Below are 26378 nucleotides of genomic sequence, written 5' to 3'. Positions count from 1 at the left end.
TTCCCAGGCGCCGACAGCCGCATCCACGCGGTCTCCGCGTCGACGCACGGCTCAATCGTGACGGGCGGCGCCGCCCGTCTCTGCGAAGCGCCCGGCACCCTCCGGCCCGGCGCGCTGCGGTGGCCTCGCCGCACGACACGTCACCCTCGTCGTGGCGTTCGCCCTGGTGCCGACACCTTGCTTGTACGGTCCCTTATGGCTTCGGTATCCGGCATCGGTCCTCCAGCCTGGTGGCGGCCTGGTGATGTCCTGGGGACGGGCTTTCCCGGCTCCAGCGCTCGCAGAGCCCCCGGTGGGCGCGACCTGTCTGTCGTCCTGGCGTCACCCCCTCCTCGGTGATCGGCCGAGACCGCTTGCCCTGTCCCTCGTAATGAAATGCGCCTAGGTGCATCCGGCTGGCGCGTTGGGAGGGAAAACGCACCGACCGACGCTCCGCACGCCATGAGAGGAATTGCGATGCGCCGCACCTGGACGGAGGCACCGTCCCTGACCGGCGGCCAGGACGGTCGATACTTCGGAACGGGGCATGCGGGCTTCCCTCCACTGCCTGAGGGGCAACTTGCCGGGCGCGCCGCGGGCCCAAGCCTGGGCTCCTGGGATCCGGCCGTGGTCGACGCTGACGTCGGCGCCGCAGTCGGGCGCATTCTTCACGATGTTCTCAAAGAGCGGCTCGACGCGGCGATTTCGATCGACGCCCACTTCGCTCAGGGCGTGGCCGAACGGGTCGCCCGCTTCACCCTGGACGGCGGCAAGCGCATGCGCTCAAGGTTCCTGTGGTGGGGCCTGCAGGCATGCGGTGGCTCAGCCGATGCCGCTTCTGCCCGGGCAGCTCTGCGCCTGGCCGCGGGACTCGAACTGATCCAGACGTGCGCGCTGGTCCATGACGACGTGATGGACGCTTCGGCTGTACGCCGTGGCCGGGCCGCGGTGCATGTCGACCTTGCGGCCCAGCACGGTGCCCACGATGCCGGGACAGGCACTTCGTTCGGCACGGGCGCCGCCATCCTCGTCGGCGATCTGGCCCTGGCCTGGGCCGATGATGTCGTTGCGTGCACAGAACTGCCGACGGACACGGCCAGGGACGTGCGAGCGCTGTGGCAGGCGATGCGGTCGGAGATGGTGGCCGGCCAGTATCTCGACCTGTACGGGCAGGCAACGGGTTCTCGCTCGACGTCGTTGGCCCTCAAGACGGCCACGCTCAAGAGCGGTCTGTATTCAGTGGAGAGGCCGTTGGCCTTCGGCGCAGCGCTTGCCGGGGCCGACCAGCGCACGACCCGAGCGCTGTGCTCGGCCGGCCGCTGCGCGGGCATCGCCTTCCAGCTCAGGGACGACCTGCTGGGCGCGTTCGGCGACCCCGGGCACACCGGTAAGCCTTCGGGCGACGACATCAGGGAAGGCAAGGTCACCTACCTCCTGGCGGTGGCGAGGGCCCGTGCCCAAGCCACCGGCAGCCGTGCCCTGCTCCAGATCCTCGATACCCATGTGGGAGGTGGCGCCGACCTGACGGAAGGGGACCTGGAGCGCGTACGAGGCGCCCTGGTGCACAGCGGAGCGCGCGACACCGTCGAGACCAAGATCCGCCGGCTGCTCGCCCAGAGCGTGCGGCACCTCGACCGCGTCGCCCTGGTGCGCCCTGCTGCCGCACAGCTGCGGGAGCTGTTCTGCACCGTGGCAGGCATCCCGGCCGCCCCGGTGCCCGGCTCCTCCCATGAGCCGGGCGGCGGACACACATCGAGCCCACGGACGTCCTTCGCCGAAGCGAGCAACGGATGAGAACACTGCAAGGGCCCACCGATCATGTCGTGGTCGTCGGAGCGGGCTTGTCCGGCCTGTCGGCCGCCTTGCACCTGCTCGGTGCCGGGCGCCGGGTGACCGTAGTGGAACGCGCCGCAGTACCCGGCGGCCGGGCCGGCCTGCTCGAACAGGGCGGCTACCGGATCGACACCGGACCGACCGTCATGACCATGCCGGACATCGCGGATGAGGCGTTCGCTGCGGTCGGAGAGCGACTTGCCGACCGGGTGGACCTGATCCCCTTGCATCCCGCATACCGGGCCCAGTTCGCCGACGGCAGCACCCTGGACGTGCACACCGGCGCGGAGGCGATGGAGGCCGAAATCGCGTGCTTCGCGGGAGCCCGGGAGGCCCTGGGATACCGGCGGTTGCGTGACTGGCTCGAGCGTCTCTACCGGGTGCAGATGCGCCGGTTCATCGACACGAACTTCGACTCTCCTCTCGGTCTGCTGACCCCCGACCTCGCCCGGCTGGCCGTACTGGGCGGGTTCGGCCGCCTGGATGCCCGCGTGGGCCGGTTTCTCGCCGACGAGCGGCTGCGGCGCGTCTTCACCTTCCAGGCCCTCTACGCGGGAGTTCCCCCGGCCCGTGCCCTGGCCGCGTATGCCGTCATCGCCTACATGGACACCGTCGCCGGGGTCTACTTCCCCAAAGGGGGCATGCACGCGCTGCCCCGAGCCATGGCGCAGGCAGCCACCGACGCGGGCGGCGACCTGCGCTTCGAGCACGACGTGACGCGCCTCGAACGCGCGGGGGAGCGGATTACCGCCGTCATCACGGACCGCGGACGGATCCCCTGCGATGCCGTCGTGCTCACACCGGATCTGCCAGTCGCCTACCAGCTGCTCACGCACCGCCCGCAGCGCCCCATCGCGCTGAGGCACTCACCGTCGGCGGTGATCCTGCATGCGGGAACCGATCGCACCTGGCCCGGACTGGCCCATCACACCCTGTCTTTCGGTGCCGCGTGGAAAGACACCTTCCAGGAGCTGACCCGCACCGGACGGCTGATGAGCGACCCCTCCTTGCTCATCACCCGGCCCACGGCGACCGACCCCGACCTGGCACCGCCCGGCCGCCATCTGCACTACATCCTCGCGCCCTGCCCCAACACAGACATCGGCGCGGGCACGCGCGAGTGGCACGACCTCGCACCGCGCTACCGCGACAGCCTTCTTCACGCGCTGGAGCGCCGCGGGCTCGACGGGTTCTCCGCCGCCATCCAGGAGGAATGCCTGGTGACCCCCGCAGACTGGGCGGCGCAAGGCCATGCCGCCGGGACACCATTCTCCGCAGCCCACACCTTCGCCCAGACCGGCCCCTTCCGCCCCGCCAACTTGGTACGCGGCACCACCAACGCCGTCCTCGCCGGCTGCGGCACCACACCCGGCGTCGGCGTGCCGACCGTGCTCATCTCCGGAAAACTGGCCGCGGCGCGTGTCACGGGAGCGGGACAGCCACAGCGCCCACGCCCCCGGACAGCAGGAGCGGCCGCGAAAGGACCAGATGCATGACTGACCGGGAACTCGACGCCGCGGGTATCAGCAACCCGGCGCTCCGCGCGGCCTACACCCACTGCCGACGGCTCAACGCGCGCCACGGCAAAACCTATTTCCTGGCCACCCGGCTACTGCCGGTCGCCCACCGGCCCGCCGTGCACGCCCTCTACGGCTTCGCCCGCTGGGCCGACGACATCGTCGACGACATGCACTCCACCGCCACGCCCACCGAACGGTCCGCCGCCCTGGACCACCTTGAGCGCCATCTGCAGGAGTCGCTGCGGCACGGCACCAGTGGCGAGCCGGTGGTGGCCGCGCTCGCCGACACCGCAGCCCGGTATGTGATCGAACCGCGGCACTTCACTGACTTCCTGACCTCCATGCGCCTCGACTTGGAGATCAGCGAGTACGCCGACTACGCGGCACTGCGCTCCTACATGCACGGATCCGCCGCGGTGATCGGACTGCAGATGCTGCCCGTGCTGGGCACCGTGGTCCCACGCGAGGAAGCCGAGCCGCACGCGGCCGCACTCGGCGTGGCCTTTCAGCTGACCAACTTCCTCCGCGACGTCGGCGAGGACCTCGACCGCGGGCGTCTCTATCTGCCGGGCGACCTGCTGGCCGCTCACGGCGTGGACCGAAGCCTGCTGCAGTGGAGCCGCAAGACGGGAGCGGGCGACCGGCGCATCACCGCGATGCTGAAGGCCGCCGCCGAACTCACGCGCGGGGTCTACCGCCACGCCGTACCCGGACTGGCGATGCTCGCGCCCGCGTCCCGGCCCTGCATCCGCACCGCCTTCGTGCTGTACGGCGCCATTCTCGATGCCATCGCCGACGACGGATACGCGGTACTGCACCGCCGGGCCGTCGTTCCCCGCCGACGGCGCGCGACCGTGGCCTGCGACGGCCTGATCCGCCTCGCGATGGCACGCACCCGTCCCCGCGGCGCGCCCGAGACCCGCGACGCAGCGACCGCGCAAACGCGTGCGACTCCCGCTCCCCGCGTGCGGCCCCAAGCGCAGGGGCTGTGGTCCGCGTGACAGGAGACAGCGAGAGTGGGGGCCGGGCTGCGAGGGCGGCGCGCATCCCCTTGCGGCTGCGCCGTCGTCCCGTTCCCTGGGAGCAGCAGCGCCCGACCTGGCGCGAGGCGAAACCGGGCATCATCGCCGCAGCGCTGAAGCGTGCCCTGGCCCGCCCGTCGGGCAACTGGTACGTCCTGGGCAGCTCGCAGGACGTCACCGCCAGCCGGCCACTGGGCCGGAGCATCGCCGGTGTCGAGGTCGTCGCCTGGCGCGACGCAGGGGGCACGCTGCGGGCGGGACCGGGCAGTTGCCCCCATCTGGGAGCCCCGCTCAAGGACAGCCCGGTTCATTGCGGCACTCTGATCTGCCACTGGCACGGTATGGCGCTCAACGGCCAAGCCACGGGGGGCTGGGAGCCCTATCCGGCGTTCGACGACGGCGTGCTCGTCTGGGTCAGGCTCGACGCTCTCGGGGGCGAGACACCTCTGGACCGGCCGGAAATCCCCGCACGACCGGAACCGGCCCGGGCCATCGCTGCGGTCTGTGAGGTCTCCGGGAGCTGCGAACCCGAGGACGTGATCGCCAACCGCCTCGATCCCTGGCACGGCGCATGGTTCCACCCCTATTCGTTCGTCGACCTCACCGTCGTCGGCCGGCCCGGCGACACCGGAAAGGACAGCGAGCAGGGCCCCGACGCGTTCGCCGTCTACGTGTCCTTCAAGGTGGCCGGCCGCGCGGTCGTGCCGGTCAGGGCGGTCTTCACCGCGCCGGAACCGCGCACCGTGGTCATGCACATCACGCAAGGGGAGGGGCAGGGCTCGGTCGTCGAGACGCACGCCACGCCGCTGGGGCCGGACGCCAAGGGGCGGCCATGTACCGCGGTCATCGAGGCGGTCATCGCCACGTCGGACCGCCGCGGGTTCGCCCTTGCCCGCGCAACCGCCCCCGCGCTGCGCCCCCTGATGCGTGCGGCCGCAGGGCGTCTGTGGCGCGACGACCTGGCCTATGCGGAACGACGCTGGACACTGCGCAGCACCGGTCGGTTCCCAGGCTGAGCATGGTGGCTCTGTGGTCACACCAGACCGCGTCGTCGGCCGCGGGCTTCAGCTGAACATCCGGTTCAGGGCCCGCAGCGCGCCCACCCGCCCCTTGTCCGGCACCGTCCACAGGGTCTGGCCGCGTAGACCCCACTGTGCAAGCAGGGCATTCGCGGCCAGGAAGCCTGTGGTTGCCGCCCGTTCCATCAGCGCGACCGGCAGGTCCGTGCGGACCAGGTCGCCCGCCAGGGTGACGGTGGGATCCGGGGTGCGTACCCCAGGCCTTTCCGCGTACCCGCCGAGCGGAAACAGCGGGCAGTCGGCGTTCCATTCGTGGCGCGCGTCGATCACCTTGGCATCGCGTGTCTCGGGGTAGACCCGGTGCAACTGGGCGACGAGAAGATCCTGTTGGGTTTTCCGGTCGGCCCGCGGGTCCGTGGCGTAGGCGTGCAGTTCGACGACGGAACCGCCGTTGTGAGCAGACCAGCGCGCGGACTGGCCCTCCCAGCGCTCCAGGACGCTCACGTTGTCCAGCGTTCCGTAGCCGCTGGTGCCCATGAAACCCGGGCGACCGGCGGCCACGGGGCGATCGAGCCAGAGCCGGGAAACCAGGAAGGGAGGCGCGGTGCGCAATTTCTGCACCATGTCCCGCCATGGCTGGTCGGCGAGCAGGGGGGACTGGCCGACCACGCGCTGCAGACCAGTGGTGTCCAGGGCCAGGACCACGGCGTCATGATGGGTTTCGGCGCCCTGGGCGATGACGTGCGAGCCGCCGTGCCGCGCGGGTCGGATGCTCTCGACGGTCTCTCCCGTGCGGATATCGACACCGTGGCTCGTCAGGTAGTCGGCCAATGGCTCCCACAGCGCGGCGGGAAAGGGCTCATTGGGCACGTCGAACAGGAGGCCCTCGCTGGAGCCGAGGAAGTAGATGTGGAACATCAGGGCCAGTTCGGCTGCCGAGAGGTCGCGCGGGTCGGCGAAGAAGCTGCGGGAGAACACCTCGAAGGCCAGGTGATGGGCGGCGCGTGGGAACCTGATCCGCTCCAGGAACTCCCAAGCACTGATGGCGTCCAATCGCTCGTATACGTCCGGCACCCGAATGTCCAAAAGGGGCAGGGCGGCCCGCGCGTTCATCCGGGCGAGGTCCCGCACACCGAAGGTGGGGCTCTGCGCGACGAACCCCAGCGCGCTCCAGGGCGGCGTGCGCGGGACGCGGGCGAAGCTGTCCTGGAGACCTCCGCTGTGGCGCAGCGGGTAGTCGGGCAGCGCGGTGAGCATCCGCAGCTCTGGATCAGCGCGCCGCAGCAGGCCGCGAAGGTTGTAGTACTGGCGGAAGAAGGCGTGGAAGCCGCGGCTCATCGTCGCGGCGGAGCCATCGGCGAGGTCCACGGGCCAGCCCGCCAGACGGCCACCGAGCTGATGCTGCCGCTCGTACACGGTGACGTCAACGCCGCGCTCCGCCAAAGCTGTTGCCGCAGCAAGTCCGGCGATCCCACCGCCGATCACCGCCACACGCGGGGCCTGGCCCCGCACCCGCTGAAGCCCATCGGGGCCGGGCAGCCTGCACGCGTGCCGGTCACGTCCCCGCCGCACACCATCTGCCCTTCGGCCTCGCATGGGGCTTTGGCGTTTCGGTGTCTCGTATCCCGGCACGGGCATGTCTGCAGTCTCTTTCTGTCGTCGGCCGCTGGCGGGAGCCACGGCGCGGGTCAGCCGGGCTGCCGGACCGTGCGTTGCGATACGCGCCGGGGCAGCCAGGGCAGTTCAGCCGCGGTACGGAGCATGGGGCCGACCGGGGTGTGCAGTCCGATGCGGAAGTCCTCGTCCCAGCGGGTGGCGCCGTCCAGGAAGCGCAGCAGCCGTTCCATCGGCACGTGGCGAAAGAGCCCGGTGAAGAAGTCCGCTCCATCCAGCCTGCCGGTGTCCAAGGCGCGCAGCAGGACCGCGTCCATGGCCAGCGAACGGCGCGAGTGTACGGGCGGCGACAGGGGATGGCCGCGCTCCTGCCAGGCGGTGGCGATGGACTGTGCCTGCCGCTGGATGGCGGCGAAGGTGTACCCGGTGGAGGGGCGGGTCGCGCCGCCTGCCGTTCCGATGCGAAACACCGATCGCCCCGGCCGGTGCGGGAATCGTGCATCTGTCATGGGGATGACGCCCTGTTCGACATGGCTCACTTCGAAGCGGGCGAGGCCGAGTTGATCGGTCACGTAGGTGTGCAGGGCCCGGTCGTAGTCGGCGCTGTCCAACGCCGCGGGCGAGAATTCCGTGTACTCCACCAAGGCCTCGTAGGGGCTGCTCGGCAGGACGTAGCCGAAGGACAGACCGTGCGCGGGGCGCGGGGTGCGAAAGTCCATCAGGTCTGCCACCTGCGGGTCGAAGACGGGCCGCTCGGCCCGCAGGAACCAGCCACGGAAGTGCTGCAGAAGCGTGGTTCGGGCCGGCGGCAGCCGGGGCAGCGGGCGGGAGTCGAACACCCATCGGGCTCGCAGTGACAGTGCCTCTCCCCGGCTGGTCATGCCCCGCACCTCCGCGCCGTGAGGCAGGTCGTGCACGGCATGGACCGTTGCCGCCAGGTGCTTCACGTGCGGTGTGGCATCGAGCCGTTTTGCCACAAACGCTTCGAACGCGCGCGAGCGGAGCATCTTGTAGCGCAGCGGTGCGGGTGAACCGGTGACGGACGTGCCGTCCGGCCCGCGCACCCGCAGGCTGTCCCAGCCTGCCGACGTCGCGGCGTCGAATTCGCCGCCGGGCTCCTCCCAGAAGCACCAGGTTCGTTCCGGTGGGCGCAGCGGCCCCTGCGGGGCGTCGATCAGAGTGATGGTGGGGATGTCACGGTTCGGGGTGGCGGCACACAGGCGGTAGGCCAGAGAAAGGCCAGCGGCGCCCGCGCCGACGATGGCGATCTCCGTGTCGTGCATGCATCCCCTGTCCCGTGTCGTGACCGGCCATACCGATGCCCTGTCTGCCAGGTTGATGCCTGCCCGAGCAGGCAACAGCCGCCGTCCACGAACGGATGGACGCGCAGCGGGCTCTTAGCATTCCGTACGAGGTGACCAATTGGATGCACGGCGCAGTGCGAACTGGAATGTGTCGCGGCCCCAGCCCCGGCCTGGCTGGGAATGGGTTCCTCAGCGCCGGAGTGCTTGGCCCGGAGGGGGCGGCCACCTTGCCCCTGCCGCGCGGCGTGGACCCGGCCGGCTATCCCTGGGAGGGAGACGCATCTCAAGGCGCCCGTGACCCGCACGGTTGGCAGTTCCACTGCCAGTCATGCGGCCATCAGGCGCGTGCGGACACGGTGGGCGCGATCAACGGTTTCTGTCGGCGTCAGATGCTCGTACAGGGCCAGGCGCAGGATGGTGGCGCGGAGCGGCGGATGATTCGCGAGCGTCTCCCGGGTGACGCCGTAGAAGGACGCGGCGAGTTCGGACTCGGCACCACGGGCTGCGTCCGGATACGAGGGTGGGCAGGAGGCGAAGTGTTTGTGGGCCGGGCGGGCTTCAGGTACGTAAGGGTCGATAACAGGGGGGGGCGTACTCGCCGCGTCCTTTCTCGCTGCCGTGCCGATGGCCCCGAGTCCGGCGGTTCAGTGCGGGGGTTCTGTGGCCGCAGCAGACTCATCGGGGGTTGGGCCGCCGTTACGTGCGAGGAAGGTGTGGACGATGCCGGTCTGCCATCCGGCGACGGGCAGAGTGCGGACGTCGGTGAAACCGGCATTGCGAAGGCGGGCGGCGAAGGCGGGTGCGGTGTCGAACGCGGTGACGCTGTCGTGCAGATGCCGGTAGAGCGCGCGGTCGCCGGTCAGGGTCCCCGCCGGAATGATCACTGTCCGGCAGATTGCCGTCCACAGGGAGCGGTGGATGGGTGAGCCACTGAGGCTGTATTCGTGGGCAGCCAGCCTGCCGCCGGGGCGCAGGAGAGTGCGCACGGCGCCCAGGACCGCGTCGGGGGCGGTGACGTTGCGGAAGAGGTAGGCAGCGAAGATCGCGTCGAAGGTGCCGGTGTCCTCAGCCGTCAGCAGCTCTTCGGCGGACAGGTGCTGAAAGCGCACATTCGCCGGCCAGGCTTTGCTGCGTGCTTGGTGCAGCATGCCCGCCGACGCGTCGACGGCTGTGATGCGGGCGTGCGGGGCAGCTCGCAGCAGGGCTCGGGTAGAGGCGCCGGTGCCGCAGCCGAGGTCGAGGATGCGCAGGCCTGCTCCGCCGTGGGGAAGCCGGAGTCGGCGGGTTGAGCGCAGCAGGTCCGTGCGGTAGCCGGGGTTCATCGCGGTGAGTCGGTCGTAGGTTGGCGCGGCATGATCGAAGGCGCGGGCAAGGTGGTCGTCGTGGAGCAGTGTCATCGGCGTGTCTCCCCAGGGGCCCTTGTGTTGGAGGTCGGTCACCGGGCGCATTGCTGGACAACCGACGTCCCACAGGGTGCGGCCCGGACGAGATCGGCGTCGCTCTCCAGCGCCCGCGCGACCCTCGTACTGCCTGCTGCACGCCGCCTCTTGGCGGCATGGGTCTGCGGTGCCCGCTACCGCGCCCTCGGCGAACCCGGTGTTCACGTGCCCGACAGGTGTTCCGCGGTGGCGTCATCGACCGCCTGTGTGGTGCCGAACACGACCGTGCCGAACGCTGTGATCACTGCGTCCAGTTCGCCGAGTGCCGCCGCGCAGGTGTGGACGGCGCGGGCGCAGGAGTTGGGGGCGTAGGCGTCGAACAGGGCAGTGGCGGCGCCCTGGTGGATCTTTGCCGCTTTCGCCAGCCGGGCCGGGTCGCGCGTGGTGAGCGCCGGCTGGGCTCCGCGAGCACCGCGTTCGATCGCCAGTGAGCTGCCGATGGCCCCGTCGGCACCGGCGGTCACAAATGCGCGCCCCGTGGATGTGCACTGTTCCTCCAGCAGGTCGGCCCAGAAGGGAGCCATTTCACGTCTCTCCTTCCGCTCTGGATGGTGGCGTGGATGCGGTGGGGTGCGGACGGGTTTCACTGTTGCGCAGACGCGGAGTCGGCCAGCACCTCGCGTGCGGCCCGCGTGCCGGAGGCGAGCGCGCCTTGCACGGATCCGGTGGCCCGGTAGTCCCCGCACACATACCGTCCGGGTGTGAGGCGGGTGGTGCGGCTCAGAGGCCAGGGCGGCCTCATCGCCGGCAATGCCCCTGCGATCGTGTAGGTCGCGATCTGCTGCCAGGTGGTGGTGTCCGTCGTGTACAGCTCGGCCAGACGGCGGCGTACGGCGGCCTCTGCCCCGGGCTGGTCGTCGCCGAGTACGGAGGTGGACACGAGTGCGGTGCCGGGCGGGGCGTATTCCGGGGCGACTTCGCTCAGGACACAGGTGTTGAGGACGGCCAGCGTGCTGTCCGTCACCAGGGTTGGTTCGGCCAACGGTGAGGTGTCGGCGGCGTGGTAGTAGGTGGTGACGGTGCGTCCGTCCGGCACCGGCAGTCCGGGACGCAGGCTTGCGGCCCTCGCGGCGTCCGTGGCGACGACGACCGTGGTGGCGGGCACTTCGCGGCCGTCGGCCAGTAGGACACCGTGGTCGGTGATGGCCGCGACCGGCGTCTCCAGCCGCAGAGTGCCCTGCGGCAGGCCCTCGGCGAGCTGGGCCGGAGCCGAGCCGATTCCTCCGGCGGGCAGGCACAGACTGCCACGCGCCATGCTGCGATAGATGAGATGGAAGAAGCGCGCTGAGGTCTCCAGCTCCCCCTCCAGGAACACGCCCGCCAAAAACGGCCGCAGCACGTGCTCGATGGCGCGGTGGGACAAGCCCCAGCGTGCGAGAGCACGCTGGGTGCTCTGGTCATGTCCCCGAACGACGGCCCGGGCCGGCAAGAGGGTGTCATGTGCGGTCAGAGCCGCCAGGGCGGCCAGGTCGCGGGCGCTCAGGGCCCGACCGGGCAGCAAGTTGCCGGCCTCGCGCGGACGCCGGGTCGGGTCAGTGAGCCGCACCACTCCGGTGGGCGTGTGCGCCATCAGACCGGGAGTGAAAGGGCGCAGCCGCAGCCTGCGAAGGTCCAGGCGCCGCTGCACTTGCGGGTAGAAGGTGTTGAACACCTGGAAGCCCCGGTCGAGCTGAAAGCCGTCCTTGCGGTCCGTGCGCATCCGCCCGCCCACCGCATCGGATGCCTCCAGCAGCGTGACCCGCTGTCCGGCTCGGCACAGGTCCATCGCGCAGGCAAGGCCGGCCAGACCCGCACCGATGACGACGGTATGGGGGGTCGACCGTTTTTGAAGGGGCATCAGCTGTCTCCTCAACTCGTAGGCCCTGCATGGCGATGGTCCCGGGCGAGGCCGGGCCGACGGTCGGCCAGGATGCCACCGCCGCGGGGTGGCTCAGCGCGTGACAGGCCGTTGGGCGTCATCGGCTATCGCCGTCTCCAGAACGGCCAGGGCTTCGGCCAGTCCTGAGGGCCGTGGAAGTCCGGGCAGAGTCTGGCCGGCCCAGCCCGGCCCGAGGGTCAGCACGAGGGGATGCCTGCGCGCGCCGCGCACACCCCACTCCATCGCCGCCACGTACTGCGCGAGGGGACGGCTTGCCGTGGTCCGGGACTGGGCCCACAGCCCGATCGCCGCGGGCCCGGTCCTGCGCACCGCCTCCACGAGCGCTTCGGCAGGCATCGCCGGACCGAACATCCGCACCGGCAGGCCCCGTTCGGCCAAGGCCGCCGCCAGCGCCTCCAGCGGCAGGGTGTGGATCTCGCCGGGCACGCAGGCGAGCAGCGTCGTGGCAGCCGCCTGACCGGCGGGGATCGGCGGGGAGCTGCGCCGCAGAGCCCCGGCGACATGCCAGGACAGCAGGTGCTCGACCTCCACGTACCTCTCGCCCGAACTCTCCCACTTGCGGCCTACCGCCTGGAGGGTCGGCACGATCACTTCCTGCCAGGCCGTGACGAGCCCGTAGCCGGCAATCGCCGTGGTCAGCAGGTCGTCCACGGAGGTGGCATCGAGCCGCAGCGAGGCGCGGGCGAGACCTTTGCACTCCCGGCGCACGTCACCGATCTGAAGACCGGTCCTGGAACGCCTGCGAGCAAGCCCCGGCCGCGCCGGCGCATGGGTGGCCGCCCTGTCCGACGAGCGGCCCTCGCGTGCGATGCGCGCGGCTTCGGCGGGCGGCACCCCCGCCATGGTCAGCGCGCACATCTGCTCAAGACGCGCGATGTCGGTTGCCGTCCAGCGGCGGTGCTTGCCGCCGGTGTGCGCATCGGGCCCCAGGCCATAGCGCTGGTCCCAGGAACGCACCGTGGTCGGCGCGACGCCCAGGAGCCTGGCCACCGCGCCGGTCGACAGCGCCGCGGACTGTTCGTGCTCGCTCAAGCTCACCGACTCAGCGTACGACGCATAACCGACGCGTGTTGCTTGCGTCGTTTGTGCGTCCAAGACTCGGACTGGCGCAGGCGCGCGCCGGCCTGTGGGTGTGCGTCCGCACATGAGCCTCTATCCCGCACTGCCGCTCTGCAGGAGGAACCAGACCATGAGTTCGATCATGCGAGCCGCGGAGCGTGTGTTCCCACCCCTCGAGGAAACGGCGCTCGAACGGCACTTGGCCCAAGGACTCATCAACGCCGACGAGCAGGCATTCGCCGCGGTCTACCGGCGCTGGAGCCCCCTCGTGCACACCATGGCCGCCCGCTCACTGGGCGACGCGCGCGAAGCGGAAGATGTGACTCAGCAGGTGTTCCTCGCGGCCTGGCGGGGGCGGGCCGGATTCCATCCGGAACGCGGTCCGCTGGGTTCCTGGCTGGTCGGCATCACCCGCCGCAAGATCGTCGACGCACTGGCGGCCCGCACCCGCCGCCTTCGTCTCGTCGAAGCAGCGGGCCACGCCACGGATGGCGCCGCCCCGCACCTGCGGAGGACGGCTACCGACCGGGTACTGGACCGTGTGCTGCTCTCCGCGGAGCTCTCCCGGCTGCCCCGGCGACAGCAGGAGGTGCTCCGCATGGCGTTCTTCGATGACCTGACCCAAGTACAGATCTCCCAGCGCACCGGTCTGCCCCTGGGCACGGTCAAGAGTCACGCACGCCGGGGCCTGTTCCAACTGCGCCGCAAGATCGAAGAGGACTGCTGATGCCACCGCTGCAACACACCGGGCAGCCGGCGCCGGGCGCGCGACCTTTTCTCCAGGAGCCTGACGTACGCAATGTGGCGCTCACGGCGGGTCGGGCGGACGGCGAGCCACAGCTCGCTCGGGCCACCGCCGGCCGGCGGTGGCCCGAGCCGGGGGCACCGGGCACACCGCTGACATGGCGCACACTCGGGCTGGAGACGATGGCATCCCTGCTCGTCGTGTCCCTGAAGCGACAGGGCAGCAGCGCTTTCACCGCCCGGTGCCAATGGCCGCGCCTGCATCCGCTCAACGAACGTGCCATCGCCGTGTCCCACCATCCGCTGATCATGGCGGAGTCCACCCGGCAACTCGCCGTCGCACTGGCACGCCAGCCGCACGGCCTTGGCTCGCTCGAACCCGTATCAGTAAGCCTCGGGTTCGCGCCCGGTCCCCGGCCGACGGAGCGGGGCAGTGCCACGGACGTAGCCGTCCGGGTGAGCGTGAGCGACCACGCGACGCAGGCCGGCCTGCAGACCGCCTACCGCATCACCGCCGAGTATGAGCATGCGGGGAAGCTGTTCGGATCGTGCACCATGCGGTGTGCCCGGCCTGCAAACCCGGACGGACCACCCGCCGCTGCGCGGTCCTCACCGTCGCTGCTGCATCCTCCGGCGGCCGCTGTGGGCGCGGCCGCCGACACCGACGTCATGCTGGCGCGCGCACCGCAGGGGCGCCTTTTCATCGCCCCGCGCGACCCCGGTCACCCCGTCCTGCTCGCCGGCCGTCCGGCCCGGCTGCCCGCGCTGGCGGTGCTGGAAGCCGCCCGCCAGGCGGCGTTGCTGACCTCTGGCATGACCGCGGCGGCGGTGGCCGGGCTGCACATGGAGCTGCGGGCGCCGGTGCCACTCAGCGGGGCCCTGGTTGAAGTGACTGCGGAGCCAGGGGGATCCCGCGTTCTCATCATGGCCGCCGGACAGATCGCCGCACTGGGGACGGTCGCGCTGCCCGGAGCCTGAGCGGAAGTCAAGGCCAACCCTGAGACGCAGATGCGCGGCGAGCGTGCGGAGGAACAATCATGGGAATCGACGGACAGCAGGACACGGACCGGCTGCACTGCCTGGTCGCCGGAGCATCCGGCTACATCGGCGGACGCTTGGTGCCAGAACTACTCACGGCGGGCCATCAAGTGCGCTGCCTGGCCCGCTCGCCCGCGAAGCTCCGCGATCACCCATGGGCACAGGATGCCGAGGTGGCTCAGGGCGATGTCACCGACGCCGATTCCGTCGCGGGCGCCATGCAGGGGATCGACGTCGCGTACTACCTCGTCCACGCGCTGGGCTCCGGCTCCGGTTTCGAGGAAACCGACCGCCGCGCGGCCCGGATCTTCGCCGAGCAGGCGCACGCCGCCGGCGTGCGGCGCATCGTCTATCTGGGCGGCCTCACGCCGCAGTCCGTTCCCGAATCACAACTCTCCCCACACCTGCGCTCCCGCGCCGAGGTCGGACAGATCTTCCTTGGCGGGCCCGTCCCGGCCACTGTGCTGCGGGCCGCAGTGGTCATCGGTTCGGGATCGGCTTCGTTCGAGATGCTGCGCTACCTGACCGAACGGTTGCCGGTCATGGTCACCCCCAGCTGGGTGCACACCCGCACCCAGCCCATCGGGGTCCGCGACGTGCTGCGCTACCTCGTCGGATCGGCCACCATGCCCCACGACGTCGACCGGGCCTTCGACGTCGGCGGCCCGGACGTTCTCACCTACCGGGAGATGATGCGCGCCTACGCGCGCATCGCCCGGCTGCGCCGACGGCTCATCGTGCCGGTACCGGTCCTCACACCGCGGCTCTCCAGCCACTGGGTCGGCCTCGTCACCCCGGTGCCCGCATCGATCGCCCGGCCGCTGACCGAGTCACTGCGCCACGAAGTCATCTGCCACGAACACGACATCGCCCAGTACGTACCCGACCTCCCCGGCCGCCCGCTGCCGTTCGAACAGGCTCTGGACCTGGCCCTGCGCCGGGTCCGGGAGGCGCAGGTCACCACCCGCTGGTCATCCGCCTCCGTGCCCGGGGCGCCCAGCGACCCGCTGCCCACCGATCCCGACTGGGCCGGCGGCAGCCTCTACAAGGACGAACGGCACCTGTCGGTCGACGTGTCCCAACAGGCACTGTGGAAGGTGATCGAGGGCATCGGCGGCGACAACGGCTGGTACTCCCTGCCGCTCGCCTGGGCGGTCCGGGGCTGGCTGGACCGGTTCGTCGGTGGCGTGGGCCTGCGTCGCGGACGACGCGACGCCGAACGTCTGCGGGTCGGCGACTCGCTGGACTTCTGGCGGGTAGAGGAAATCGAGCACGGGCGGCTGCTGCGGCTGCGGGCGGAAATGCGGCTGCCGGGACTCGCCTGGCTGGAGATGCATGCCGAGACGGATGAGGCGGGCCAAACCTGCTACCGGCAGCGCGCCCTGTTCCACCCACGCGGTCTGCTGGGCCACGCCTACTGGTGGTCCGTGGCCCCCTTCCACGCTCTTGTCTTCGGCGGCATGGCCCGCAACATCACGCAGGCCGCCGCCAAGGGCATGAGCGCGCACGGCAGCGCATCCCGCGGCGACCACGCTCGGCACCCCGGTGCCGGTTGAAGCGCGCCGCGTTGACGTGCAGGCCCAGGGTCCGGGCCGGACTCGGACCTCTGATCGGGTTGTCGTCGTCTTCCTGCATCCGCTGACCGGGACGAGCCAGAAGTAGCCAGAAGTAGAGGGTGCCGGGGTTTTCGCAGATCACGCTGCGCTGCGACCCTCGGTCCGCCGACGAACGGCGCCGCGGTCGGGCTCAATTCCGTATCCGCCTGCTGGGCGTGATTCCGCGTCGCCTCGGAGGGCCTACATGACATGTGCCGAGATGAAGGGCGGGCGGGAGCCTGAAGCGGATCTCTCAGAGTTCATGCGGCGAGTGGCTCATGGCGATGAAGACGCCTACTCGTCCCTGTACGACGGTCTGGCCGCTCCTGTCCTGCGTGTCGCCTGCGCGGTGCTGCGCGACTCGTCGCAGGCCGAGGAAGTCGCGCAGGAAGTCCTTGTGGAGGTGTGGCACAGCGCCCCGCGCTACCGCCAGGACCGCGGAACGGTCCTGAACTGGGTGCTGAGCCTGGCGCACCGGCGCGCGGTGGACCGGGTCCGCTCCGCGCCGGCCTCCAGCGCGCGTGAGCAGCGAACAGCGAGGCTGGCGCACACCCCCGATTTCGATCCGGTCAGCGAAGAGGTGGAGATCCGGCTGGAGCACGAGCAGGTGCGTTGTTGTCTGCGCGCACTGACCTCGGCGCAGCGGCAGTGCGTGGTGCTCGCCTACTACCAGGGCATGACATCGCGGCAGATCGCCGAACGGCTTTCGCTGCCGCTGGGCACGGTGAAGTCGCGCCTGCGGGATGGGCTCATCAGCCTGCGAGACACCCTGGATGTCCTCGTGTAGAGCCCGAGTCCCCGCGGCGTTCGCCGCGGGGACTCGGGCTCCCCGGGCGCGGACGGGGACTACGTGCGAGCGTCCGGTTCTCGGGTGTCGTTGTCCGCCGGGCGGGCGCTCGCTGCGCCGGGCTCATCTACGCTCCTGCGACTGAGGACGCCGGGCCACCAAGCGGTCGGGCCCATGTCCCGTACCAGTGCCGGTACCAGGAAGGAGCGCACGACCAGCGTGTCGAGCAGGACGCCGAAGGCGACGATGAAGGCGATCTGGAAGAGGAAGGCCAGGGGGATGACGCCGAGCGCCGCGAACGTCGCCGCCAGCACGACACCCGCAGATGTGATCACGCCGCCGGTCGCGGTGAGGCCGCGCAGGACTCCCTGGCGGGCGCCGTGGCGCAGGGATTCCTCACGGACCCGGGACATCAGGAAGATGTTGTAGTCGACACCCAAAGCGACCAGGAACACGAAGCCGTACAGCGGCACGGAGGAGTCGGTGCCGCTGAAGCCGAGCACATGCTGGAAGACGAGGGCGGAAACACCGAGCGTGGCAAGGAAGTTGAGGGCCACGGTGGCCACCAGGATCACCGGCATCACCAGGGACCGGAGCAGGCCGACCAGGATCACCAGGATGATGGCAAGGACCACCGGGACGATGATCCCGCGGTCGTGTTCGGCCGTCTTCTGTGTGTCGTACTGCTGCGCGGTGTAGCCGCCGACCAGAGCGTGGGCCCCGTCCACCGCGTGCACGGCCTCGCGCAGGCGGGCCACGGCGTCCTTGGCGGCGTCGCTGTCCGCGGCGTTCTCGAGGGTGGCATCAATGCGCACGCGGTCCTGGACCACCAGGGGCTTGCCCGCACCGGGGCGGCCGTTGGCGGTGACCGCGGATGCCTCCGCGATGCCGGGGGTGTTCTCGGCGGCTGTGGTCACCTGATCAATGCGATCGGCCTCGGCGATGATGACGGCCGGATTGCCCGAACCGCCGGGGAAATGCCGGCCAAGGGTTTCCTGAGCGGCCACCGACGGCGCGTCGTTGACGAAGATCTCGTCCAGCGGGACGCCCTTGGAGCTGAGGGTGGGGGCGAAGGCCGCGCACACCACCAGGGCGGCCAAGGTCGTGGCCCAGATCCGCCGCGGGGCCCGGTCCACCCAGGCCGCGATCCGCGTCCACACGCCGTGCCCGGCGGACTTCTGCTCCGCCGACTTCGGCTTGGCCGGCCAGTAGGCGGCGCGTCCCAGCACCACCAGGGCCGCCGGAAGGAAGGTCAGTGCGCTCAGTACCGCACAGGCGATGCCGATGGCGCCGACAGGCCCCAGCGCGCGGTTGTTGGTCAGTTCGCTGAGCAGCAGGGCCAGCAGGCCAAGGGCGACGGTCGCGCCACTGGCGATGACGGGGCCGGCCGACCGGCGCAGCGCGCGACGCATGGCCACGATGCGGTCCTCGCCGGTCGCGAGCTCCTCACGGAAGCGCGCGGTCAGCAGCAGGGCGTAGTCCGTGGCGGCTCCGATGACCAGGATGGAGAGGATCCCCTGGACCTGCCCGTCGACGCGCACGACATCGTGATCGGCCAGGACGTAGACGATGGCGCAGGCCAGCCCGAGCGCGAACACCGAACCAAGAATGATCACCAGGGGCAGCAGCACGCTGCGGTACACCAGGAGCAGGATCAGCAGCACGGTGGCCAGGGCGACGCCCAGCAACAGCCCGTCGATGCCGGCAAAGGCATCACCCAGATCCGCCTGACTGGCCGCCGGGCCCGCCAGCTGCGGCTGCGTGCCGGGAACCTGCTCTGCGGCCTGCCGCACGCCGTCGAGTGCCTCGGGCAGCTTCTCGCCCAGGTCGGGGCGCAGCTGCACGATGCCCTGCAGCGCCGCGCCGTCCTTGGAGGGCAGGGCGGGGGAGGGGCTGCCGACCACGCCGGTGGCGCCATCGAGCGAGGCAAGAGCCTTGCTGGCGGCGGAGCGCTGCTCCGGGCCGAGCTCGCGCCCCGAATCTCCGTCCGCGGTCCAGACGACGATGGCCGGCAGCGTCTCCTGCTGGCTGAAGGCCCGTTGCGCGTCGATGACCTTCGTCGACTCGGCGTTGCGCGGCAGGAACGCGGCCTGGTCGTTGGTGGCGACCTCACCGAGTTTGCCGGCGTAGGAGCCGAGTGATCCGCCGACGCCCAGCCAGACAACGAGCAGGACGACGGGGACCAGCCAGCGCGCGAGGCGCGGGGCGGTGAACATGGGGCTCCCAGGAATAGACATTACTCAATCACTAACAATCTCAATGATTGAACAATATCGGGTTCGGTGGCAAGAACGAGACGGCCCGCTCCGGTGTCTCAGCGCTGCCTTCGGCAGACGGAGGCCCTTCGGATGCACCTGCGGGCAAGGGGTTTCAGGGTGTGCTGGTCCTGAGCGTGGCGAGCTCTTCGTTCATGGCTGCCAAGAAGCGCAGCACGACCAGCAGTTCATCCTCGCTGAAACGATCACGGGCGCTCGATGCGGCGTTGGCCAGAGGCCGAAAGGAGGTCCGGGCCGCGGTGCGGGCGCCCGCCTCGTAGTGAAGGTGCACGACCCGGCGGTCCGCACTGTCGCGTGACCTTCGCACGTGCCCGGCCCGCTCCAGGCGATCCAGGCACGCGGTCACGGCGCCCGAGGTCAGGCCCAGGTGTTCGCGCAGCTTCCCGGGAGTCAGCGGGTCATCCGCGTCGAGGATCGCGGCCAGGGCTTGCACATCGGTGGCGTGCAGGCCCTGCGCGGCCGCGAAGCCGTGGACGAGACGGTTCATCTCGCCGTTCAAACGGCGTAGCTGAACCGCGAAAGCCGGGAGGTCGGGTCGCTGCGTCGGGGGTGCCGCTGCCGGTCCCTGGCCTGCCGGTTCTTCTGCGCTCGCCACATGGCCAGCTTAGCGGCCCCCTGATCCTGGACCCGGCCGCACATCGAGCGCGATTCAGCCTCCGGGGAGGTTGTGCGGGCCGTGATGCATCCGCAGAGATCAATGGGTGGGAATAGATGGTGCTGTATCCCGACAAACCGCCGGGGCCCACGCGTGAGGCCGCAGCGGCTGGAGCCTCCGCCCGCCGGGCGGCCTGCGGTAAGGAGCCGACATGAAACTGCGGGACGAACTGCCTGTCGACCATCATCTTGCCGCCGTCTACCGTTACGGCGCGGCGTTCTGCGGCCTGGTGCTCATCACCTTCGGCTGCCTCGGCCTGGCCGACGCACTGACGCCCCTGAGCACGAACGGTGAAGTGGCCGGCCTGTCCACCAATGTCGCGCTGAGTGTGATCTCGCTCGTCGTAGGAGCCGCGCTCGTCGTGGGCGGTTTCGTCGGCGGAACCTTCGCCTCCGCCCTGAACATGTCCGTGGGCACGCTCTTCCTGCTCTCCGGCTTCTACCACCTTTTCACTCTGGACCGTCCGGCCAATTTCCTCGACTTCGGCATGACCAACGTGCTGTTCAGCTTCGTGGCGGGTCTGATGATCCTCACCTTCGGCATGTATGGACGCGTCTCCAGCAAGCTGTCCCACGACAACCCCTTCTGGCGTCGCCGTCACCCGGAGCAGGCCGCCCGCGAGGACGACACCCGCCAGGCGACAGCGCGAGCCGGGCTGCCGCACCGGGAAGCAACGGCCCTGGACACGGCACAGGGCGACTGACCGACCTGCCCCGTGTCATGCCGGATGGCGGGCCGCTCATTTGTCGCACCGGTGAGGAAGGACAGCAGAGCGGGGCATGTCGAGGGCCGGCAGCGGGCCTGAACCGCAGTTCCGCTCAAGGTGCTTGCTCTCGCCGGGCGGCCTCTTCCTGCAGCACCTGGTCGAGGTCGCTCAGCCGTTCCAGGCCCCGGACCGCCCGCACGGTGCGCGGGTTGTCGGCAAGCCGACGTTGGTTGCGGTGCATGAACGACCAGTAGCCGGCCGTGTAGGGGCAAGCTCGCTCGCCGGTGCGCTGCGTGGGCCGGTAGGCGCACCCTGTGCAGAAGTCGCTCATCCGGTTCAGGTAGGCGCCGCCCGAGGTGTAAGGCTTGGTGGTCATCTGCCCGCCGTCCGCGTACTGCGACATGCCGATCACGTTGGGCACCATCACCCAGTCGTAACCGTCGACGAAGCAGCGGTGGAACCAGTCGGTGAGCGCGCGGGGATCGTAGCCGCGCTGCAGGGCGTGGCTGCCGAGCACCATCAGGCGGGGAATGTGGTGGGTCCAGCCGGTGTCGCGGACCTGGGCCAGCACGGTGGAAAGGCAGCGGGCCGTCACCGCGTCCGCATCCAGCTCCAGGAGCCAGTCGGGCAGCGGCTCGTGATGGCCCAGCGCGTTGCGGTCGCGATAGTCCTCGCCGAAGTACCAGTACAACTGCCACACGTACTCGCGCCAGCCGGCGATCTGCCGGATGAAGCCTTCCACGCTGCTGAGCGGTGCCCGGCCCGCACGCCAGGCGTCTTCGGCCTGCTCCACACACTCCCAGGGATCGAGCAGCCCCAGATTGAGGGAGGAGGAGAGCAGGCTGTGACTCATCACCGGATCGGCCGCGAGCATCGCATCCTCGTGCGGCCCGAACCCGGCCAGCCGGTGCTCGACGAACCGGGCCAGCGCGGCACGCGCCTCGCGGCGTGAGGCGGGAAACAGGCGGGGGCCGTCCCGGCCCACGAACTCGATGCCGTCCTCGCGCTCCCAGCGGTCCAGATCCCGGCGTACCTGCTTGTCGATTTCATCCTCGCGCGGCCGGTAAGGGGGCGCGGCGCCCAAGGTGCGCGCTCCTTTGGGTGGAGCCTCCCGGTTGTCGTGATCGAGGTTCCACCGCCCGCCGGCCGGCGCGTCGCCCTCCATGAGCAGGTCCAGCCGGTGGCGCGTCCAGCGATAGAAGTCCTCCTGGCGCAGCTTCGTTCCGGCGCGCCCTTCAGCCCAGGTGCGGAACATGTCATTGGGCACGAAAAAGCCCCGGGCGGGCAGTACCTCGACCTGAGGCAGCCGCGACACCAGGTCCAATGCGGCCCGGGAAGTGGGCTGGTGCACCGTCACCTTGCGTTGCCCCACCGCCTCGCGCAGCCCTTCTCGGTAGGTGTCGGCCCGGACATAGCGCACCCTGTCGCCCAGTTCGGCAGCCCGATGGCGCATCGCGGACAGCACGAGATGGGCCTTGGCCCGGTGAAAGCGACGGCGTCTGAACACCGATTTGGCCTCGATCAGCACGAGCGGCGCGCCGCGGTCCGGCCCCTGGTCACCAGGTTCGATGAAGTGCGGCCCCAACTGGTCGCCGAACAGCCAGTGCGCGGTGCTCATGCCGCCTGCTTCCGGGCGCCTTCACGGGCTCGCCGGAACCGATTCAGACCGTCGGCGAGGTCAATGATCGGATCGGGGTAGCGGTAGGCGGCACGCTCCAGTTGCGGCAGCTTCCACGGCTCGTGGACGGCAGGTCCCTTCAGCCCTTCGAGCTCGGTCACCCACCGCCGGGTGTAGACCCCATCGGGGTCGTGCCGCTTGGCCTGGGCAAGGGGGTTGAAGACCCGGTTGGGACGGGTGTCCGTGCCGGTGCCCGCCATCCACTGCCAGTTGAGCTGGTTGTTGGCGATGTCGCCGTCCACCAGCAGGGACAGGAAGTGCTGCGCGCCGATGCGCCAGTCCACATACAGGGTCTTGGTCAAGAAACTCGCGGTGAGCAGGCGGCCGCGGTTGTGCATCCAGCCCTCGTGGCGCAGCTGACGCATCGCGGCATCGATCACCGGATAGCCGGTGCGCCCCTCCCTCCAGGCCGCGATGTCTTCCTGCGCTTCTTGCGTCCCGCGCCAGACGTCCTGTTGGCTGCGGTAGTCGCTGCACGACGCGTCCGGGCGAGCAGCCAGAACCTGCTGATAAAAGTCACGCCAGGCGAGCTGGCGTACGAACGCCGCAGGCCCGGGCCCCTGCTTCTTACGCAGACGATGCAGGAGTTCGACGGCGGACAGCGTGCCGAAGTGCAGGTGCGGCGAGAGGCGCGAGGTGGCGTCGCCCGGCAGGTCATCGTGGTGCTCGTCATACACGGACACCCCGGCGCGCAACCAGGCGGTGAAGCCCTCACGGCCCAGGCTCTCGCCGCCCCTGGCCAGGCCCGGCGACACGTCGGCGACGTCGGAGCGGGCCGAGAGCGCCTCGGAGGCCACGCCGTCAGGCACCCGCACGGCCCGCGGGGCTGCCAGGGCCTCGCGCAGCCTCTGCTGAGACCAGTGCCGGAAGAACGGCGTGAATACGGCGAAATGATCCGAGGACGCCGGAGTCACCACGCCCGGGGCAACCGCCGACCCGACGCCTCCGTGTACCAACAGGCGCACGCCCCGCTCCTCCAGAGCGTGACGCAGCCGGTCCTCGCGGCGCTGCGCGTGGCTGCTGTATCCGGCCGACATGTGGACTTCGTCGGCATCGGCTTCGGCGACGACCCGGCACACTTCCTCGACGAGGTCCCCCGACCGCACGATCAACCGGCCGCCCCGTGCGCGCAGATTCGTGTCGAGATCGGCCAGACAGTCGGCGAGAAAGGCGAGTCGGTTGGGAGCGGCAAACCCGGCCGCGTCAACAGCACGGTCCCGCACGAACAGGGGCACCACAGCCGTCGCTCCGTCCAGCGCGGCCCGCAGCGGCGGATGATCATGCACCCGCAGGTCCGAGGTGAACAAGACAATCGAGACGATCATGGCGCGGCTCCTCGACGGCGGAAAACACTTGTATCAGCTGATTCCGTCACAAGGCGGTGTGCGGATGCGGTCGCAGCGTGTTCCCTGCTGCTCACCTGCATGGTCGAGGGCCCTGTGCCCGCGAGAAGCGGGCAGGGCTCTGGGCGGCTGTTGCCTCGCCGGTGGCGAGAACTCTGCCCACGTCATGACAGGCGGGCGGGCGACGGCTATTTGAACCCGGAGACCGGCCAGGGCCGGGACGAGATGGGTTCGGTCCACTGGCCAGGGTGCCGGTCTTCGTGCACAGATTCCCGAACACTCTGCGGACCCGGGCGGGCGTGAGCCTGTTCCCCCTACGCGCGGGGACCATCCCCGCGCGTGCGAGGAGCAACTCCCGCCTGCCTTTCGGGCGACGACGCGACTTTGCGCAAACGGCCTAGAGCTGCGACGCCCCTCCGTCGACAGGGAACTCCGTTCCCGTCGAGAAGGTCGCACCGAACGCCAAGTACGCCACCGCGGCGGCCACTTCCTCGGACGTCCCCAACCGCTGCATCGGGATGGTGCTCCGGTAGCTGTCCTTTATCGTCTCGGCGACGTCGGCGGGGACGGAGCGGTCCAGGATGCCCGTGTCGGTCGGGCCGGGGCTCACGGCATTGACCCGTACCTTGTGCGGCAGCAACTCGCGGGCCAGGGTGCGCGTCATCGACCGCAGGGCTGCCTTGCTCGCCGAGTAGACACTGAGTGTGTCGAGGCCCAGGACGTTCACCACCGACGTGGTGAGGACCACGCCGCTTCCCTCGCGCAACAGCGGCGCCAACGCCTGCACCGTGAAGTACGGGCCCTTGGTGTTGATGTCGAACAGCGTGTCGTACATCTCCTCCGTCGTCGAGTCGAACGGCCCGGACTCGGTGACGCCGGCGTTGACGAACAGCGCGTCCACCGCACCGAACCGCTCCTGGACCGTGCCGGCCAGCGCCTTGATGTCCTCCAGGGACGCGGCGTCGCTGCGGACGCCGACCGCCTTGTCCCCCAGCTGCTCAAGCGCGGCGTCCAGAGTGGATGGGGTGCGGCCGGTGATCAGTACGTGCGCCCCACCGTCCGCGAACAACCGGGCCGTAGCGAGGCCAATACCGCTGCTTCCGCCCGTGATCACGATCTTCTTGCCGTCATAAGTGGTCATGCCCTCAAGCCAATATCTACCCGCACACCCTGTCCAAGACCTGTTCCGTATGCCGTCATGCCCCAGGCGTATGACGACGCGCGACGTACCCTGAGCGAATGGACGTCGATCTCCGGCTCGTGCGCTATTTCACTGTCGTGGCGGAGTACGGCAACTTCGGCCGGGCCGCCACCCAACTGCACCTGGCACAGCCGTCGCTGAGCCGCCAGATCCAGCGACTTGAGGCTCAGCTCGGTGTCCGGCTTTTCGACCGCTCGCCGCAGGGCAGCAGCCTCACCGACGCCGGTCAGGCATTCTTTCCCAGGGCCCGGATACTGCTCCAAGAGGCCGAGCAAGCCGTTCGCACGGCCAGAGCCGCCGTCCAGCCGCGTACCGTCACCGTCGGCTGCGCCGAAGGACTGGTCATCACCGCCTGTGTGCAGGAACTGCGCCGCCGGCACCCCGACGGCCAGGTCCGCACCCGGCACCTCGACTGGCGGGACACGCGCGCCCTCGCCGAGGGGCGGGTCGACGCCCTCGTTGTGTACAGGCCTCTGCCCTTCCTCACGGACGGCCTCCGGGTGACCAGGCTCCATCAGGAATCGCGGGTACTCGTCACATCGGCGAGTCATCATCTGGCGAACGAGAATGCCGTCAGCCTGCGGGCTCTGTCGGACGAAGAACTGGTGGCCTGTGTCAGCACTCCGGTTGTTTGGAGCACGCCCAAGCCGGTCAACGGCCGCCCGGCACCACCCCCGCCCGCGATCGACGACAGCTACGAGGACAAGCTGGAGCTCATCGCCACCGGCCACTGTGTCGCCATCTTCCCTGCCTCCGATCGACGCGCTGCTGTGCGCGAGGACATCGCCCTGGTGCCCGTCATCGACATCGATCCCTGCGAGCTCGTGCTCCTCACGCGGGCCGGCGACCTGAACCCGCTGCTCGGATCCCTGGAAGACGTCGCACGTACATTGCTCGGCACAGCCTCCCGACAGGAGAACAGCACGCTGCCGATCAGCTGACCCCTCGCGGAGGTGTCTCCAAATGATCTTGTGTGGTGGATCATGGTCGGGTGATACGTCGCCATGAACTGTCCGATGCCGAGCGGATGCTGCGGGAAGCCCAGGCACGGGCGGATGCGGCCGGTGAGATCGACTGGCTGGTATCGGTCGACTCCACCCCTGGTGTCTCAAGAGTGCTCCTGGCGCCACCAGCAACGCGCCACACTGGAACGACGCGCTCACCGTGACCGGTGCGCCCGCCATCCCTCCCCAGACGCTACGGAGGGCCCTTGACGTACTCGCCACCCCCGTCTGACGCCGACAGCCACCGCATGGAGGCCGCGCTCGCGCACGCGGCCTCCATGCGCGGCGTCACCGTCAGCGGCCCGCAGTCCTGGGGCTGGCACGGCCGCACCCTCGGACACCGCACCACACACCCCGCCCACGGCACATGTTGGCTGCGCCTGCTGTCCGTCCTTGCCGATCGGGCAGGTGGAAAGCTCTGGGAAGGCACCGAGTTGGCCGCCAAGGCATTCCCTGCGGAACGCAAACCGGCACTCCACGCCCTGCACGACTGGACCGAGGACGGACATGCCTACCGCGCCGAACTGAGCGCCTTCGTCGATGAGGAATGGATCTCCCGCGCCGTCCCCCAGTTCACCGGCCACCCGGCACCCAAGATCACCGACTGGGCTTGCGTCGGCGGCGACTTCCACGCGGCCAACCTCACCGTGGGCGCCACCCTCTTGGACTGGGAAGGCTGGGGT

Annotated in this window: 21 protein-coding genes and 1 pseudogene; 11 read left to right on the top strand and 11 right to left on the bottom strand. The window is 70.0% G+C overall.

Annotated features, from left to right (window positions below):
• Positions 1 to 606: 606 nt before the first annotated feature.
• The 4 genes from ACFUPX_RS16380 to ACFUPX_RS16365 are packed head-to-tail and all read left to right on the top strand — an operon-like array spanning position 607 to position 5370.
• Positions 607 to 1773 carry a polyprenyl synthetase family protein gene (locus tag ACFUPX_RS16380; RefSeq protein ID WP_383321860.1) on the top strand — a complete coding sequence of 389 codons (1167 nt, stop codon included), beginning with the start codon at positions 607 to 609 and terminating at the stop codon, positions 1771 to 1773.
• A complete protein-coding gene (locus ACFUPX_RS16375) occupies positions 1770 to 3308 on the top strand; it encodes a phytoene desaturase (RefSeq protein WP_383321857.1) in 1539 nt (512 codons plus the stop codon). The genes ACFUPX_RS16380 and ACFUPX_RS16375 overlap by 4 nt, the downstream gene beginning before the upstream one ends.
• Positions 3305 to 4333 carry a phytoene/squalene synthase family protein gene (locus ACFUPX_RS16370; protein WP_383321854.1) on the top strand — a complete coding sequence of 343 codons (1029 nt, stop codon included), beginning with the start codon at positions 3305 to 3307 and terminating at the stop codon, positions 4331 to 4333. Before ACFUPX_RS16375 ends, ACFUPX_RS16370 begins: the two co-directional genes overlap by 4 nt.
• Positions 4330 to 5370: a DUF5914 domain-containing protein gene (locus tag ACFUPX_RS16365; RefSeq protein WP_383321851.1), complete on the top strand. Its 1041-nt coding sequence runs from the start codon at positions 4330 to 4332 to the stop codon at positions 5368 to 5370. Before ACFUPX_RS16370 ends, ACFUPX_RS16365 begins: the two co-directional genes overlap by 4 nt.
• A 48-nt stretch (positions 5371 to 5418) precedes the next feature.
• Here ACFUPX_RS16365 and ACFUPX_RS16360 read toward each other — a convergent pair whose 3' ends face one another.
• From ACFUPX_RS16360 to ACFUPX_RS16335, 6 genes are all read right to left on the bottom strand, one after another.
• A complete protein-coding gene (locus tag ACFUPX_RS16360; protein ID WP_383322086.1) occupies positions 5419 to 6969 on the bottom strand; it encodes an FAD-dependent oxidoreductase in 1551 nt (516 codons plus the stop codon).
• A 92-nt stretch (positions 6970 to 7061) separates the two neighbouring features.
• Entirely contained in the window at positions 7062 to 8270 is a 1209-nt protein-coding gene (locus ACFUPX_RS16355) for a lycopene cyclase family protein (protein ID WP_383321848.1), read from the bottom strand.
• A gap of 665 nt (positions 8271 to 8935) precedes the next feature.
• Positions 8936 to 9688 (bottom strand): class I SAM-dependent methyltransferase, encoded by a 753-nt coding sequence (locus ACFUPX_RS16350; RefSeq protein ID WP_383321845.1) that lies wholly within the window; start codon positions 9686 to 9688, stop codon positions 8936 to 8938.
• Positions 9689 to 9891: 203 nt separating this feature from the next.
• Positions 9892 to 10254, bottom strand: coding sequence for an SDR family NAD(P)-dependent oxidoreductase (locus ACFUPX_RS16345; RefSeq protein WP_383321842.1), 363 nt, complete (start codon positions 10252 to 10254; stop codon positions 9892 to 9894).
• Positions 10255 to 10313: 59 nt separating this feature from the next.
• Complete coding sequence (locus ACFUPX_RS16340) at positions 10314 to 11582, bottom strand: NAD(P)/FAD-dependent oxidoreductase (protein WP_383321840.1); 1269 nt, start codon at positions 11580 to 11582, stop codon at positions 10314 to 10316.
• 78 nt (positions 11583 to 11660) lie between these two features.
• Positions 11661 to 12647 (bottom strand): MerR family transcriptional regulator, encoded by a 987-nt coding sequence (locus tag ACFUPX_RS16335; protein ID WP_383321837.1) that lies wholly within the window; start codon positions 12645 to 12647, stop codon positions 11661 to 11663.
• Between the two features lie 151 nt (positions 12648 to 12798).
• Between ACFUPX_RS16335 and ACFUPX_RS16330 the strand changes: the two genes are divergently transcribed.
• The 4 genes from ACFUPX_RS16330 (at position 12799) to sigK (ending at position 16832) form a co-directional block, all read left to right on the top strand.
• A complete protein-coding gene (locus tag ACFUPX_RS16330) occupies positions 12799 to 13395 on the top strand; it encodes a sigma-70 family RNA polymerase sigma factor (protein WP_383321834.1) in 597 nt (198 codons plus the stop codon).
• 200 nt (positions 13396 to 13595) lie between these two features.
• On the top strand, positions 13596 to 14390 hold the full coding sequence (locus ACFUPX_RS16325; RefSeq protein ID WP_383321831.1) for an AfsA-related hotdog domain-containing protein: 795 nt from the start codon (positions 13596 to 13598) through the stop codon (positions 14388 to 14390).
• 59 nt (positions 14391 to 14449) lie between these two features.
• Positions 14450 to 16006, top strand: coding sequence for an SDR family oxidoreductase (locus ACFUPX_RS16320; RefSeq protein WP_383321827.1), 1557 nt, complete (start codon positions 14450 to 14452; stop codon positions 16004 to 16006).
• A gap of 244 nt (positions 16007 to 16250) precedes the next feature.
• On the top strand, positions 16251 to 16832 hold the full coding sequence (gene sigK / locus ACFUPX_RS16315) for an ECF RNA polymerase sigma factor SigK (protein ID WP_383321824.1): 582 nt from the start codon (positions 16251 to 16253) through the stop codon (positions 16830 to 16832).
• A gap of 59 nt (positions 16833 to 16891) precedes the next feature.
• Here the strand turns inward: sigK and ACFUPX_RS16310 are convergent, their stop codons facing one another.
• Positions 16892 to 19048: an MMPL family transporter gene (locus ACFUPX_RS16310; RefSeq protein WP_383321822.1), complete on the bottom strand. Its 2157-nt coding sequence runs from the start codon at positions 19046 to 19048 to the stop codon at positions 16892 to 16894.
• A gap of 154 nt (positions 19049 to 19202) precedes the next feature.
• Positions 19203 to 19703: a MarR family winged helix-turn-helix transcriptional regulator gene (locus tag ACFUPX_RS16305; protein WP_383321819.1), complete on the bottom strand. Its 501-nt coding sequence runs from the start codon at positions 19701 to 19703 to the stop codon at positions 19203 to 19205.
• 211 nt (positions 19704 to 19914) lie between these two features.
• Between ACFUPX_RS16305 and ACFUPX_RS16300 the strand changes: the two genes are divergently transcribed.
• Positions 19915 to 20466 carry a DUF4383 domain-containing protein gene (locus ACFUPX_RS16300; protein ID WP_383321816.1) on the top strand — a complete coding sequence of 184 codons (552 nt, stop codon included), beginning with the start codon at positions 19915 to 19917 and terminating at the stop codon, positions 20464 to 20466.
• A 115-nt stretch (positions 20467 to 20581) separates the two neighbouring features.
• On the opposite strand, the gene ACFUPX_RS16295 is transcribed toward ACFUPX_RS16300, so the two are convergent.
• The 3 genes from ACFUPX_RS16295 to ACFUPX_RS16285 form a co-directional block, all read right to left on the bottom strand.
• Positions 20582 to 22087, bottom strand: a complete 1506-nt coding sequence (locus ACFUPX_RS16295; RefSeq protein ID WP_383321814.1) for a cryptochrome/photolyase family protein — start codon at positions 22085 to 22087, stop codon at positions 20582 to 20584.
• A complete protein-coding gene (locus tag ACFUPX_RS16290) occupies positions 22084 to 23472 on the bottom strand; it encodes a cryptochrome/photolyase family protein (protein WP_383321811.1) in 1389 nt (462 codons plus the stop codon). Before ACFUPX_RS16290 ends, ACFUPX_RS16295 begins: the two co-directional genes overlap by 4 nt.
• 415 nt (positions 23473 to 23887) lie before the next feature.
• The gene (locus ACFUPX_RS16285) at positions 23888 to 24631 is read right to left on the bottom strand and encodes an SDR family oxidoreductase (RefSeq protein WP_383321808.1); all 744 of its coding nucleotides are present in this window, start codon (positions 24629 to 24631) and stop codon (positions 23888 to 23890) included.
• 98 nt (positions 24632 to 24729) lie between these two features.
• Here ACFUPX_RS16285 and ACFUPX_RS16280 point away from each other — a divergent pair, with 98 nt between their 5' ends.
• Together ACFUPX_RS16280 and ACFUPX_RS16275 are read left to right on the top strand one after the other, a co-directional pair.
• Positions 24730 to 25632: a LysR family transcriptional regulator gene (locus ACFUPX_RS16280; protein WP_383321806.1), complete on the top strand. Its 903-nt coding sequence runs from the start codon at positions 24730 to 24732 to the stop codon at positions 25630 to 25632.
• Between the two features lie 269 nt (positions 25633 to 25901).
• Positions 25902 to 26378 (top strand): annotated as a pseudogene (locus ACFUPX_RS16275) (hypothetical protein); the annotation flags it as partial.

It is taken from the genome of Streptomyces sp. NPDC057302 (assembly GCF_042667685.1).
Taxonomy (GTDB): domain Bacteria; phylum Actinomycetota; class Actinomycetes; order Streptomycetales; family Streptomycetaceae; genus Streptomyces.
The sequence above is the reverse complement of the archived record's forward strand: the minus strand, read 5'-3'. Positions and strand labels throughout refer to the sequence as shown.